The organism is Trichocoleus sp. DQ-U1, from assembly GCF_039961925.1.
Lineage (GTDB): Bacteria > Cyanobacteriota > Cyanobacteriia > Cyanobacteriales > FACHB-T130 > FACHB-T130.
On record NZ_JAMPKB010000106.1, the window covers coordinates 1 to 13,861 of the forward strand.

The following is a 13,861-nucleotide window of genomic DNA, read 5'->3' on the forward strand; positions in this document are numbered from 1 at the left end:
ATAAACACATCTTTATAATGAGATTTTAGATTGCGCTGTACTTCAAACACTCGCTCCTGGATTGAACGCCGAGTTACGCCGATTTTGTGTAGCAGTTTTCCATCTGCTTTTATCTCCAAAAAGTACAAACTAAATTGAAGAATTCGCTGGATTTGGGCGCGGTAAATTCTTAAATCAGCGAGTCGTTCTGGTATCGATGAAGAGTTTGTTAGTTTGGCGCGAATTGCTGCTTGTTCTAGTAAATCCAACTTCTCTAAAATCAGAGGTTCCTGAACCTGATTGAACAACTCTAGTGGTAAAGCACAGACTGGTATTTTACCTAAGTTGGTAAAATCATGCCCTTGAGATTGATAGTCATTATTCCATCGCAGTAGTTTAGAAAGTACGAATTTAAAAGGGACAGCAGGAATAGAATAACCGTGCCTGCCATATTCTCTCCACAGCACTTTCAGCTCTTCTAACTCTTTACCAGATAGCTGAATATTAAAAGCATCGTATAAAGGTAGACTAGGAACTTGCTTGGCAGCTACCGGACGGCAAGTCTCTTCTGTATGAGCAAAATGATGTTGTTTAATTTTTCCTTTTTTAGCGGTTAATCTACTGCCGCAATAAAGGCATATAAGGTCAGTCTTACCACTACTGACATCTTCAATACCAACCAACACATTTTTATCAGTATCTACGCCGTACTTAAGCCACATTCAGTATCTTTTTTTACTATAGTTAATCGAAAAGAATGAGTAGCATCACGCTCTTATTCAGCATTCATAGCTCAATTGGGGGGCAACCGATTGGCCGGTTCGGGCAGCGGCTCATTTCCTTTCTGACAAAAATCTGATTGACTTAGATTTTCGCATTCTTCCGACTGCTCAGGGACTCTCGATGGCTAACGTCCTTTTCACTGGTTGCAACCTTAAAAAGATTGCCAAGATTACGTTTTTTCGCGGTCGCAGAGCTATTGAAACATAACCAGAGCGTGTCCCCGATTTCGATGCTACCCCTACCGAAATGAGGAAGAGGGTAAACCAATTTTGATGCCACTTCAAAACGAAATGGGGGGGTATACATATATATATTTCTCCGGGGAACTGGCCGGAGATTACTCCTTCTCAATACGGACACAGGAAGCGCCATCTCTCAAAAAAAAGCTCACGACGCATCTATCTGTAGATAAATTCAACAATCGACTCTCCTGCTCCTACCACGGCAAAATCAAAGGACTCACCTACTTCTACCGGAATCATCCGGTCGTTGAAAAAGCCCTTGAAACCGTCAGTTTTGCTGTAAATCGACAACCCCGATTTACAGGAGAAAAATGGGGAGAGGCTGATTTACGTAAACCGACATTCCCAACTTCCGTAAATCGACAACCCCAATTTACGGAAGTTGGCATTCCCAACTTCCGTAAACTGGGAATGCCAATCTCATATAGAACAGAGATTACTCCAGAGATTACTCCAGAGATTACTTCACTCAATCCGGACGCGCACGCGGACGAGCGCGGAAAAAAAATTCTGGAAGGGGAAGAAGACAAGAGTGAGTTAAGGGTGATTCCAGATCCATTTGAAGACGAACAGAAAGAAAAAATTACAACACAAGACAATGCAGCGACCGAAACACCTCTCATGAGTGGCAGAGATTCTTCAAACGTTGTCGCCACGAATAAACCAAATCATGAAGACAAATCTTCCGGGCGCGGCGGTCGAAATTTCGACTGTCAGACAACGACGGCAGAGGTGGTCGAGATTTCGACTGAAACAAGGGAAGTAAGAAGTGGAGCAGGTGTCAAGGGAAAGCACGATAACGGTAGAGGGGAAAGTAAAGAAGAAATGGCAAGAAATCATATCCTCAAGGCAGAACGTATCCCTGAAGGCTTAGAGAAGCTGGAAGGGTACTGAGAGGATTGGCAGAGCGGTGGATAGGAAGAGTGGAAAAACGAGGAAGGAAAGTCATTCCCGTGGTTCTTGAAGCTGATAATCAGCGATTGCTGCTATCAGAAGCAGGACAACACCCTGGAAGCGAGACAATCTAGGCGCTGAACGAGCTGAATCAGCAAGCGGTTCTCCATCTGGATCAAGCCTCTGAAAAATCAAGACTTGCAATTACCGGATTAACATCGTCCTATTTTCAGCTAGAAGACTCAGCAAGAGCGATGAGATTCCTTTCATAGGGTAGAAGTCATCAGCAGAATTCAGAGGCGGTTTAAGGGGATTTTAGAGGAGGGCAGCCCAAATTGACACTCAACTTAGGCGTTGGCGTGAGGAGTGAGAGCATTGGAAGAGGGTTGGGGGATGAAGATAGAGCCAACGACAAAAGAACAGCTTGCAAATATAAGGCACTTGGGAGAGATGATGGCAAGTATCAAAAAACACAACTCGACAATTTGAAGAGACATCCTCTTTAAACTTCAATCGAGAGGTTTAGTTTTATTGATTAAGAATGCCTGAACTGCTGCCTTAAATACAGTCACTCCAAATTGCTGTACGTTAATTTTTGATAGAACTGAACGAAAATAGCTTCAACCTCTAGGATGTAAATGAATGCAATGATTCAACGGCGACAAATGTTTAATGTTGCCCAACACCCTGACTCTTGCTATCCGGGTATTTTTTTTGTAGGTCGCGCTGTTTCCGAAAGCTCTCATTGCCAGAGCAAAAGATATTCCGGTTTAGTGGGTGTTCCGGCTACCCTTCTTTGTCTCATTCTTCACACATTATTAGATAGAAAGCGTTAATTGATTTTTTGAGCTATAAAAAACTTAGGATAACTCTTGGTACAGTTCATTAAACTCACTAGGTCTAAACTCTGAAAACAGATATTGCATCTTCATTCGCCAGTATTTAATACAGGCGGCTGGAAGGGAAAGTTTAAACTACCTTTACTTTCAATAACCTGGTGAATCTCCTCATACATGGAATATTTTCCAATTCCACTCAAGCTAACCCAACCTCTCGCTCTGGTCATTGCGACAAATAGTTGGTTTCGTAAAATTAGGTTACTTTCATTTTTTGCTACATTTTCTAATCCCACTACATAAACGATATTTGCTTCATTCCCCTTCGCACGGTGAATACCAGATACGGTAACACCCCCCTCATTCCAAAACTTGTTTAAATTTGCTCTTTGGCTGTCGGGAAAAGAATTGTTGCCAGTAGCAGTTGGAATATAGAAATTAATCCCATTCGATACAAGAGATTCAGCTATCTGTTTTTGAAGTTGGAAAGAACCTAGAGCAATCACTAAAATATCCCGGCTAGGATTCAAGCCTTCATCAAATAAATTCCGTTTAATTCTGTCAACTAACTCTTGAATTTCTTCTGTACGTGAATTGTAAATATTGAACTCAATCAAGTCCTCATTCCATTCCTGCTGGACTGGATTTGGTGAGTTTTCTTGAGGTCTATGTAGAGTAATGGTTGAACCCAACTTTTTAAAATTCCCCTCTACTTCATACCCAATCCTCCGCCAATCTTCTTTGTTCGTAAATCCAGTTAGCATTCCACTAGGTCGTAGTAATCCCATCCCAATTGCATGAGCAGCAACAAGGACGCAACCTGGAGAACGATAACAACGACGAATAATATAAGCTTTTCTGATGCCACCTTTATATATCCCTCCGCCTACCCCGCCAATCATTCCAGCAAGTTTAGTGCCCAAGATTTCACTACTTGTTGGAATTACTAAACTATTTAGACTTTGAGCTTCATCGTAAGCCCAGATTAAACGTCGTATTTCTGGTGTTGCAGCATCAACAGGTCGTAACGCTTGATATGCCATCCAATAAAATGGCTGTTTATCCTCAAACTTTAAAGTATTATCAACAATCAAATCTTGCCCTTCGTCAATCAAAATCGCATCGTAAATCTGGGAGATATTTGATTGATTAAGTAATTCTGTGCAGGCAAGAGCCAAGGCTTCATTCGGTAAACGGTTTGGGAAATCATTAACACTCTGAGTTTTGATATTAGACGCTTTGCAGATAGAACTATACAGACCAGGCTGATCCTTAGCTCCCCAAGCGTGTAATACTCGCAATTTAGAAGTTTTCGGGTCATAGTGAACTTCACCGCCAGAAAAGTGGCGCAACCATTTATCCACTAATTCAATAATCAGCCCGTAAAGACTGCGGGTAAAAAATACTAAGGCAATATCCATCTCTGGATTCCGCCAGTGCATTCGAGCAGCTTTTTGGCATAACAAGATACTCTTTCCCGACCCTGCCATACCACGAATTCTTTGTGGCCCCGGGGGAACTTGCATCCCGATTTCAAGTTGCTGCCAATCAATATCGCTAATCCAATTTCGCAATTCGGCAATAACTTTAGCTCGTGGTGAGGGTGGGACAACAGGAGGAGGCGGAGGTGGGGGTGGGGGAGGTAAAACACCAAGCCCTTCCCTTAAAAGTAGGTTCCATTCTTTCTCTTCTAGAGAAACCTCACCCTGTTGAATAATCGTTGCTGTATCTCGAATATAAGCAAATAAATTTATTTTCCCTAAATCATCTCTGAAAAGAATAGGAGGACAGGCATGGTGCTGTTCATTAAATCCTTTATTTCTCCATTCAGATTTAGTTATCGCTGGTAGAGCAACGATTACTCTCCCCGGTACTTTTTTATAAAGTTCTGCTTTCTCATTGCAATGGTCGAGTAACGCATAAAGCTGTTTCTCTGCTTGGCGGTAGGGATAAAGGTAATCACTATGGAACCGTTGGTTCATCTTCCATCGGTTTGCCTCAATTGCTTCAATATCATTAATTCCGCAAGACTTCACTTCAATAATAATTAATCCGAGTTCGCGACTGACAATTAAGATATCCGGTTCTTTTCTAAATTGTTGGTCTTTTTTAAATGTGCTATAGCTCCAAAGGACAACCCCCTCTCCTTGTCTAAAAGTTTGACGAAGCCGATCCCAAACTCGCTGTTCCCCAGCTTCACCCTTTAAACCCAAAGGTTCCGTCTCAATAAATCTCCACTCTGATGATTGACTTTCAGTACCTATAACCATCTGACTCCTAGCTTTTTCTATCGCTTTAACTTAGAGTTCCCGAAAAAAAAAGCATATCCAACACACTCACTTGCGTGTTTTATAAACAACCGTCTAGGAAACGGATTGATATGTCTTTTCCAATCACTCGGAATGCCCTGCGCTCGTGTCTCGGAAGTCCTCTTACTACTGGCTGTTCATCATTCCCACATCCCCTCAAATTGTCCTGGTGCTAGCTGGGTATATCTAACGGTGTGCTGTATCTGACGAGGCCCCAAGTAATCTTGAATCTTCCGAGTGTCGTATCCCCTCGCCGCCAAGTAAAAACCTGTGCTGTGACGAATCATGTGTGGGTGAACTGAATAAACCAACCTCGCCTCCTCTGCTGCTCTGGAAACGATATCTTTCACTGTTCGCGTTGTCAGTGGTGCCTGACGTTCGGAGTTAAACAACCAAGCTGTATCTGGATATTCTCGTTGCAGTTGTCGGAGTGATCGCACTTCATCTCCATACAAAGGTTGATTTGAGAGCGCACCTTTCTTAAGCCGCCGCACATAAAGATGTTTGGTAGTAAAATTTACGTCCTTCCATTGCAAGTTGACTGCCTCTCTAACTCTCAACCCATGACGATACATTAGGAGGAGAAGCGTAAAATCCCGACGTGGATATCGCCCCGATTTTCTGGCACCCTCTATCAGCCGCCCCATCTCATCTGGCGTCAAATAATCTCGTTCATTATCCGGCTTTGCTTCTTTTATCGGGGGCTTGGGTTAGGTTCTCATTCTAACTCCACCTAAAACAGTGTTTGGTTAGGTCAATCCAGCAGCCCTGGAACTCTAGTAAATCCGTTAGCTACTGAGGGTAAATCCACCTAAAAGAGTCCTTTTCGGTGAAGTCTAAGCCGCTCATTCTGGCATACTTAATCTAGTAGCAATAAGTATTTACTCTAAGTAATTGAGTTAAGTAACTGAGTTGAGTAATCAAGTTTAGGGAGTAAAAAGATGTCTGTCATTGCGTTCTGCGCCCAAAAGGGGGGCGTCGGAAAAACCACAGGTAGCGTCCATTTCGCTGTTTGGCTACAGCGCAAAAAGAAAAAGGTCGCCTTTCTAGATGCCGACCCACAGGGCAGTGGTTCAATGTGGCTTTCCTCAATGCAGCTCCCTATTCGCATCATCAAACTCTCAGATGCCAACGACTTAATTGAGCAAATCCCAGATTTATCTGAGCAGACAGATTACGTAGTCGTTGATGGTGCGCCCAATTCCGGGGAAGCCACCAGAGCAGTTTTATGTTTGTCCGATGTCTCAGTCACGCCTGTTCAACCTAGTGGATTGGATTTATCTAGTACCGGAGACATCGTTCGCTTGATTAAATCAGCACAGAAAATCTCTGGTGGTCTGCCCAAGCCAGCGATCTTTCTCAATCGTGCTTTCAAAGGAACTCGACTCAAAAAAGAAGCGTTGGAAGTCCTAAACCAGTTTCCTGATGTCGCCCTGCTCAAAACAGCGATTCATCAGAAACAAGCAATCTCCGACTGCTTCACTCAGGAGGGAACAATTTGGGATATCTCAGGAGCGAAAGAATCAGCCAAGGAATTTGAATCACTATTCAATGAAATTCTGAAATTGCTCAAATGACTCCCAAGAAACCCCGCAAAACTTTGAACGACGCTGCCGACAAATTTATCTTTGGTAGCGAACCAAAACCTGAACTACCAACTGAAAAACCATCGGCGACCTCTGCGCCCACTCATGAACCTGGAGGTCTACTGGAAAAATTACAAAAAGAGGAATCAATTAAGGAGCGACCCATCAGAGTCAGCCTCGACCTTTCACCAGAAATGCATCGTCAACTCACTAATCTTGCCAATCGCACTGGCAGGAAGAAATCTGAAGTGCTGCGAATTTTACTGGCTGAAGCGTTGGCAGAACTTGAAGGGGAAGATTGAGTTGTGCCAATTGGCACCGATTCAGAATGCGATCGCACTCACACGAAAGCATCCTTTCCTCTAGCACTAAAATTTTCAATAATCCTGCGCCTCCTTCTTTTATTAGAAGTATCTGAGTGCAGTTCGCAAGCGATCGCATTCTTAATTCTGGCGACGATGCTCTCGCATCAACCGATAACTAGACGTGCCCAATCGCTGTAGGTTAAAACAGCAATCTCATCCTTGCACTTTTTCCCAGAATAACTGTGCGTCTCAAAATTAGAATCCTCAGCGCGATCGCTCTTTTGACAACTGCTGCAACGCCGTTCTCGCCTAATTTTCCAGCGCCATTCTTAACGACACAGGCGTTAGCGCAAACCCCAGACGCTCGGAAAGCCGAAGCAGACCAACTGTTCCAGCAAGGGATTGAGCAGTTTCAGACCAATCAATTTGAGGCGGCATTGCAGTCATGGCAACAAGCACTCAGTCTCTATCGGGAAATCAAAGACCGTTTAGGGGAGGGGCAATCCTTGGGCAATCTGGGAATTACTTACTATTCTCTGGGAGATTACGCCCAGGCGATTGATTACCAACAGCAGCGTTTAGCCATCGCTAAGGGTATCAAAGACCGTTTGGGGGAGGGGCAATCCCTGAGTAATCTAGGAAGTGCTTACGATTCCCTGGGAGATTACGCCCAGGCGATTGATTACCACCAGCAGAGTTTAGCCATCGCGCAGGAAATCAAAGACCGTTTGGGGGAGGGGGCATCTTTGAATAATCTGGGAGGTACTTACTTTTCCTTAGGAGATTACGCCCAGGCGATTAACTACTACCAGCAGAGTTTGGCAATTAAGCGGGAAATCAAAGACCGTTGGGGGGAGGGGAAATCCCTGAGCAATCTGGGCAATACTTACAATTCCCTGGGAGATTACGCCCAGGCGATTGACTATCACCATCAGAGTTTAGCCATCGCGCGGGAAATCAAAAATCGTTTGAGGGAGGGAGAATCCCTGAGTAATCTGGGAGTTACTTACAATTCGCTAGGAGATTACGCTAAGGCGATTGATCATCACCAGCAGAGTTTGGTAATCATGCGGGAAATCAAAGACCGTTTGGGGGAGGGGGTTTCTTTAGGCGGTCTGGGCAATGCTTACTATTACCTGGGAGATTACGCCCAGGCGATTGAGTACCACCAGCAGAGTTTAACAATTGCGCGGGAACTCAAAGACCGTTCGGGGGAGGGGACATCTCTAAGCAATTTGGGAAATACTCTCCGGAGATTAGGCAATCTAACGGAAGCCGAAAAAACCCTTCGCGCTGGAATTGAGGTATATGAATCTCTCCGAGAACGATTGGGTGGCAATGATGCCTATAAAGTGTCAATCTTTGAGGAGCAAGCTCGCACCTATCGCCTGCTGCAAGAAGTCCTGATTGCCCAAAATCAACCCACAGAGGCTCTAGAAGTTGCTGAAAGGGGTCGTGCCAGAGCATTTGTGGAGCTACTGGCAACACGCTTTTCCTCTGCTTCTTCTACTGGGCCGAATGTCTCTCCCAATCCACCCAACATCCAGCAAATTCAACAAATCGCCAAACAGCAAAACGCCACCCTGGTTGAATATTCGATTATTTATGACAACTTCAAAGTTCAGGGTAAACAAGAATCTCACGAATCGGAACTCTATATTTGGATAATTCCACCCTCAGGCGTTATATCGTTCCGCCGTGTTGACCTCAAACCCCTATGGCAGCAGCAAAATACAAGCCTTACAGAACTCGTTATCAACAGCCGTGAAGCTATCGGAGTCAGAGGTCGCGGTGGGATCGAAGTGTCTCTGATAGATGATGTCAGCCAAACTGAACGCTTACAGCAACTCCACCAACTCCTCATTCAACCCATTGCTGACCTTCTGCCTGCTGACCCCAATGCCCGTGTTATCTTTATCCCTCAAGAATCGTTGTTCTTAGTTCCCTTTGCTGCCCTTCAAGATGCCAACAACAAATACCTAATTGAACAACACACTCTCCTAACGGCTCCTTCGATTCAGGTGCTGGCGTTAACCCGTCAGCAACGACAACGGGTTCCAGTGTCCGCCAAGGATGTTCTAGTGGTTGGCAATCCCTCGATGCCTAGCCTTGCCCCGAAGATTGGAGAAAAACCTCAACCGCTTTCGCCCCTACCAGGTGCCGAGAAGGAAGCACTTGAGATTGCTCGTCTCCTGAATACAACTGCCCTAATTGGTAATCAAGCTACTGAATCTGCAATTGTTCAGAAGCTACCCACCGCTAAAATGATTCATTTAGCAACTCATGGATTGTTGGATGATTTTCAAGAGTTGGGGATACCGGGTGCGATCGCCCTGGCTCCTTCTGGTCAAGATGACGGGTTGCTCACCTCTAGCGAAATCCTGAATCTCAAGCTCAATGCTGAGTTAGTTGTCTTGAGTGCTTGCGATACCGGGCAAGGTAAACTGACTGGCGATGGTGTGATTGGACTGTCTCGCTCTTTAATTACGGCGGGTGTTCCCAGTGTCATCGTCACTTTGTGGGCGATACCGGATAATCCTTCGGCTTTGTTGATGACCCAATTTTATCGAAATCTGCAACAAAACTCGGATAAAGCGCAAGCTTTGCGAAGCGCGATGCTGACGACGATGAAACAATATCCTAACCAACCCAACACTTGGGCTGCATACACGTTGATTGGGGAAGCTGAGTAACTCGAAGTCTCGGCTTCTGCTCCGATGCCAAATTGTTTGAATGGTGGGCACCAAAAAGAACGAGGCTTGTTAATGGCGATCTAGTGCTGGAGCGACCAACTTATGACGGTGAACCAGTGCCCATGCCTCGGCAACGATTCACGCCAGAGGAAAAGCTAGAGGTACTAGATTTGCACCCGATGTTTACGGGCAGATGTCCACAGTGCGAAATGCCTTTCCCCAAATATAAAACGCCCCCGGTGCATTGGGATTGTCCGCAGTGCGGATGGAGGGATGATAGTGCATAAGGTGCAATCGCACTTTTTAATTACATTGACTCTCCAATAATCTAAATATTTGTAGGAGCCGCAGCCGTTAATTATCTGTTCTTCAAAATCACCAATACCGCACTTCCTTTTCCGTCCCTTATTAGGAAGCGCTGCCGAATCGAAAATAAACTCCAATTAGGACTGGTTTTAAGGCGGTTTCTATCCAGTTGAGAAATTTGTCTCGTAAAGGGTTAATGATGGCACATTAAAGTGACCTGGTGCATAAGTCTACATTAATTCATATTGAACGCTGGAATGCTTAACATGAAAGACTTTTCATATTAGCTCTTTTGCTTAGCGACAGAAAATTATCCATTGTTATGCAAAAGCACACCTCAAACGCTCACCGAATACTTTTGAAGTACCGGGCCGACCATTTTTGGGCGTTTCGGTTCAACAATTTATTTGCTCACTGCGACGCTTACAGAATTGTCAAACCAAAACAAGCTGCAAATATTACTTTGGAAACCACAACCAACTATGCTTGCATTTGGGGCAGGTCAAATTCACTTGTCCTAAATGAATTGGAGCGCGTAGCTTTTGAGAGCAATTTGGGCAAGGAGTAATTACTTTTTCAGGCTGCATTGTTTTGCTATCTGAAAGAACTTGCCCTGCTGTTTTGCTATCTGAGAAAACTTGCCCTACAAGTTTATAGGCTTCACTAAGGGAGATATGACCATTCTCTACAGCTTGCATTAATTGTTGAGCATCGTCAGGGCTAATCAAATTATGTTTGAGCGGTTCTTTCAAGAACGAATAAAATTCTGTCTTATCATGCTCATTAAAGTTGGATTGTCTCTCTTTAGCTTCTGCTTCCTTTAACTTTTCTTTGTACTCATTCAATAACTGATTGCGTTTACCTTCGTTAAAACCACCGCCTTTGATTAATCTGGATAAACCATAGACAGCGGCTCCGCCAACTACAGCAGCACCCGCAACGAGTGTAACAGGGGCTGCTCCAACCGCGGCAAGACCTGTTACTGCTGTGATAATGGGTATGGAAGTTGTTGGTGCAAAGACAAGCGCTGCTGCTGCTCCGCTTCCAGCAGCCCCTAATGCCGTTACCCCAACATTCCCAAGAATTCCGACTCTGTCATTAGGATTCTTCTCTAGTTGTTCAATTATTTTTATCAGTTGTTCTTTCGTCAACTCTTGCTTGTTAGACATTGTTAAAACCTTATTATTTCAAGTTGTAGATTAAGCAGTAACAACGTTACGAAATACAGTATTGAGTACGTCTGCAAAAAAAGAAAAGAACTGTTGAGCAATTTCAGCAATGTCTTCACCTACACCTTGAAATTTCTTGTCTAGTCTATGCCCAACCACTGCACCAACTACAAAAACAGTTATTCCCAATGCTTTTGCCAGTGGAGCTAAGAGTTGTCCTAAAAATGGTATCGAAATTATTAAACCTGCAATAGCAGCCCCGATGACAGCACCTATACCAGCACCAACAACTAAAAATGGATGAGCCTTGACGAACTCAAGAATTTTTAGGACTACAATTTTCCCAATAGCAAAAACCTTACCTGAAACCTTTTTTGTAAAAGTGATTAGTTCATGCAAGCGACTGACAATTTCTTCAGGAAGCTCCAACTCTTGAAGTTGTGCATATACTTCGCTACTTTTTGTTGACTCGGCTTTTACATTCCAAAGTGCAAGCTTTAAATTTGCTTGTGCTGTAGATAGGTTTTGATTGTCCATCATTGCTCCTAATACTAGCTGCTACGCAACTTCTACTGATTAAGTCTGGCACAGATATCAAGACAACGCCTAGATAAAATTACCTAAATTACACGCTTTCTAGACTTATCAGTGCAAGTACACCCCAATCATAATTTCTCAATTACGCCCTAAGCAGCCCTCTTCTGTTACTTTCCGGAAGGCAACCTCCAGAAACCTTATCATTCAATCAATACAAGCTATCCTATTAGAAAAACTCAGTTACTTTGTTTGTTGCCCTTACTTTCGCATATTTAACTAGGGAGGGCTGCTCAACGGAAAATCAACTTAAGGGAGCGCAATCACACTATTGAGGTTTAGCGGATATAGGTCCCAATTGGGACGTTAAAAAAGCGATTGCTTTAGAGAAAAAAGGCGCTCGCCATTAGGTCTGCCTCCTGCTTAAGTGGTTCAAGCTCCCCATTCACTACCGCTTTATCGATGCCTTGAAGCTGAGTGTGAGTATGAGTTGATGTACTTACAGTGTAAACTCTCCCTTCAAAAACTACTTGTTGACCTGGAGTGAACGAGGGTTCGGGTGCGTGGTTCGCTCCCCAGAATGACGTACGGCTTGACGCTGACGATTTGGCTTCAAGCGCTAACTCCTTCTTAAGAGTAATCCGCACCTTTCGTTCTTCAGATAGTCCCAACCAAATGCCGTTTCTGATTTGAATGATCTCTTCATCTAAATACTGCCCTTGGTAAATATTGGAGAAAGAGTCCATCACGGAAAGAATCTCTGTCACCGGGGCAGCTAACAATCTACGCCGACCTTCAATAATCTCTGTTTTGAGGTGCGAAGGAATTTCGGCAATCCAGCGTCCGTCCTTTTCCATTTTTAGAAGTTGCTGTTTTCTGGTTTTGGGAACTAATGCCCAAATTTCGCTCTTCACCTCAGTGTGAAAGTGTTTGAGGCGGTCAAATACCGCAGTGACTTGCTCTGGAGTCTTGACTAGCATTAGCGTGCGAACAGCATTCTCAACGTCTGCTGCCATCCCCGACCGTGCTGCCCTGCCCGACCGTGCCGCTACCTCGAATGATTGGAGTGATGTTTCCACTTTTTTCTCATCCACTTCTGGTTTATTCATCTCTTGATTACTGCCAGTGGACGGGGCTATCTCCAAGTCTGGGGATGGAGCGTCCACTGGTTTTATGTCCACTTCTGGTTTATTCATCTTTTTATTACTGATAGTGGACGCCGCGGCTAAATCCCTCTCAAGCCATGCCTGAAAGATTTTTAAATGTTCGGGCGACACATCAAGACCATAGAATCGCTTTCTCTCCCCCTGTCCATCTCTGCCTAGAGTTTTCAATTTGATTCCCAGACATGACATCAGTTTTCTCAGCACGACCACTGACGAATCTTCCAAGCGAATCGAGATCCCCAGCGCCGTCCTAATTCTCCCTCTCTGAGCAATGGCAGTGGACGCCAGTGATTCCAAGTCCTCGTCACCGTTTCTAAATTCCCTACCTTCTGCAAGCAAAAACTTCTCGATACCCAACCGCTGGAGTACCAAAACTTTCAGCCCCATTTGAGCGCGATTAAAGTCCGGTTTCCACAATGCTTTGGCTTCAGTGGCAGCAGCCGCACTTTTTTGGTCATGGTCGCTGAGGTATTCCCTACCTACAGTCAGGAAGTAGTGTAGGCGCAATTTGGGATAAAGCTTTTTATCGTCCATCTGGACAAGGGACGATGTAATCTCCTCGACTGCATAGCGAAGCTTGAGTGAATGCTTACGCTCTGTCTGCCGCTCGGCTTTGGTTTTATTGATTTTGTTGGAAAGCTTTTCGTATTCACTAGATGAAATATCTGGTGCATCAGCAATCGCTTCTCCTTCCCTCTGGTAATTCGTATCTCGGTTAAGTTTAATTTCCGCTTTGATTTCCTTACCCTTACCCGTCTCGTCTAAGGGGATGATTGTGTGTCCGTCAGCCTTCAATCCTTCAACAATGTTGTCGGCATAATTGCACATCGCCGCATTGTGACGAGCGGCGAGCTTTGCCCAAGCTCGCAGGGATTCGTTCTGGAAATGAGTATCAATATCTTCAAAATCAAAGCTCGCACGTTGCAACAGGAAAATATTCACCTTCGTCGCAGCGTTTTGAGATGCGAGCAGCGATTTGACGGAACTTGAACCATTGCCAATCCGACAGCCATTCATCCCCACTCGCGATGCCCAAAAATGGATATCTACCCCTTCCCT

10 protein-coding genes and 1 pseudogene are annotated in these 13,861 nt (G+C 44.4%); 5 read left to right on the plus strand and 6 right to left on the minus strand.

Going from position 1 to position 13,861, the window contains the following annotated elements; genetic code table 11:
- The coding region (locus NDI34_RS25400) for a GIY-YIG nuclease family protein (protein ID WP_348234198.1) at positions 1-701 on the minus strand (701 nt) is incomplete at its 3' end.
- A gap of 330 nt (positions 702-1,031) precedes the next feature.
- On the opposite strand from NDI34_RS25400, the gene NDI34_RS25405 reads away from it, so the two are divergent.
- Positions 1,032-1,898, plus strand: a complete 867-nt coding sequence (locus tag NDI34_RS25405) for a hypothetical protein (RefSeq protein WP_348234199.1) — start codon at positions 1,032-1,034, stop codon at positions 1,896-1,898.
- A gap of 928 nt (positions 1,899-2,826) precedes the next feature.
- On the opposite strand, the gene NDI34_RS25410 is transcribed toward NDI34_RS25405, so the two are convergent.
- Together NDI34_RS25410 and NDI34_RS25415 are read right to left on the minus strand one after the other, a co-directional pair.
- On the minus strand, positions 2,827-5,004 hold the full coding sequence (locus NDI34_RS25410) for an ATP-binding domain-containing protein (RefSeq protein WP_348234200.1): 2,178 nt from the start codon (positions 5,002-5,004) through the stop codon (positions 2,827-2,829).
- 179 nt (positions 5,005-5,183) lie between these two features.
- Positions 5,184-5,705, minus strand: a complete 522-nt coding sequence (locus NDI34_RS25415) for a tyrosine-type recombinase/integrase (RefSeq protein WP_348234201.1) — start codon at positions 5,703-5,705, stop codon at positions 5,184-5,186.
- Between the two features lie 279 nt (positions 5,706-5,984).
- Here NDI34_RS25415 and NDI34_RS25420 point away from each other — a divergent pair, with 279 nt between their 5' ends.
- From NDI34_RS25420 to NDI34_RS25435, 4 genes are read left to right on the plus strand one after another with little or no spacing between them, the layout of a single operon-like run.
- The gene (locus NDI34_RS25420; protein ID WP_348234202.1) at positions 5,985-6,620 is read left to right on the plus strand and encodes an AAA family ATPase; all 636 of its coding nucleotides are present in this window, start codon (positions 5,985-5,987) and stop codon (positions 6,618-6,620) included.
- Positions 6,617-6,931, plus strand: a complete 315-nt coding sequence (locus NDI34_RS25425) for a ribbon-helix-helix protein, CopG family (RefSeq protein ID WP_348234203.1) — start codon at positions 6,617-6,619, stop codon at positions 6,929-6,931. Before NDI34_RS25420 ends, NDI34_RS25425 begins: the two co-directional genes overlap by 4 nt.
- A 3-nt stretch (positions 6,932-6,934) precedes the next feature.
- Positions 6,935-7,132: a hypothetical protein gene (locus tag NDI34_RS25430; protein ID WP_348234204.1), complete on the plus strand. Its 198-nt coding sequence runs from the start codon at positions 6,935-6,937 to the stop codon at positions 7,130-7,132.
- Positions 7,133-7,176: 44 nt separating this feature from the next.
- Positions 7,177-9,627 carry a CHAT domain-containing tetratricopeptide repeat protein gene (locus NDI34_RS25435; protein WP_348234205.1) on the plus strand — a complete coding sequence of 817 codons (2,451 nt, stop codon included), beginning with the start codon at positions 7,177-7,179 and terminating at the stop codon, positions 9,625-9,627.
- A gap of 764 nt (positions 9,628-10,391) precedes the next feature.
- Here NDI34_RS25435 and NDI34_RS25440 read toward each other — a convergent pair.
- The 3 genes and pseudogenes from NDI34_RS25440 to NDI34_RS25450 form a co-directional block, all read right to left on the minus strand.
- The gene (locus NDI34_RS25440) at positions 10,392-11,102 is read right to left on the minus strand and encodes a hypothetical protein (RefSeq protein ID WP_348234206.1); all 711 of its coding nucleotides are present in this window, start codon (positions 11,100-11,102) and stop codon (positions 10,392-10,394) included.
- 30 nt (positions 11,103-11,132) lie between these two features.
- Positions 11,133-11,642, minus strand: coding sequence for a hypothetical protein (locus NDI34_RS25445; RefSeq protein WP_348234207.1), 510 nt, complete (start codon positions 11,640-11,642; stop codon positions 11,133-11,135).
- A gap of 377 nt (positions 11,643-12,019) precedes the next feature.
- Positions 12,020-13,861: pseudogene (locus NDI34_RS25450) on the minus strand (hypothetical protein); the annotation flags it as partial.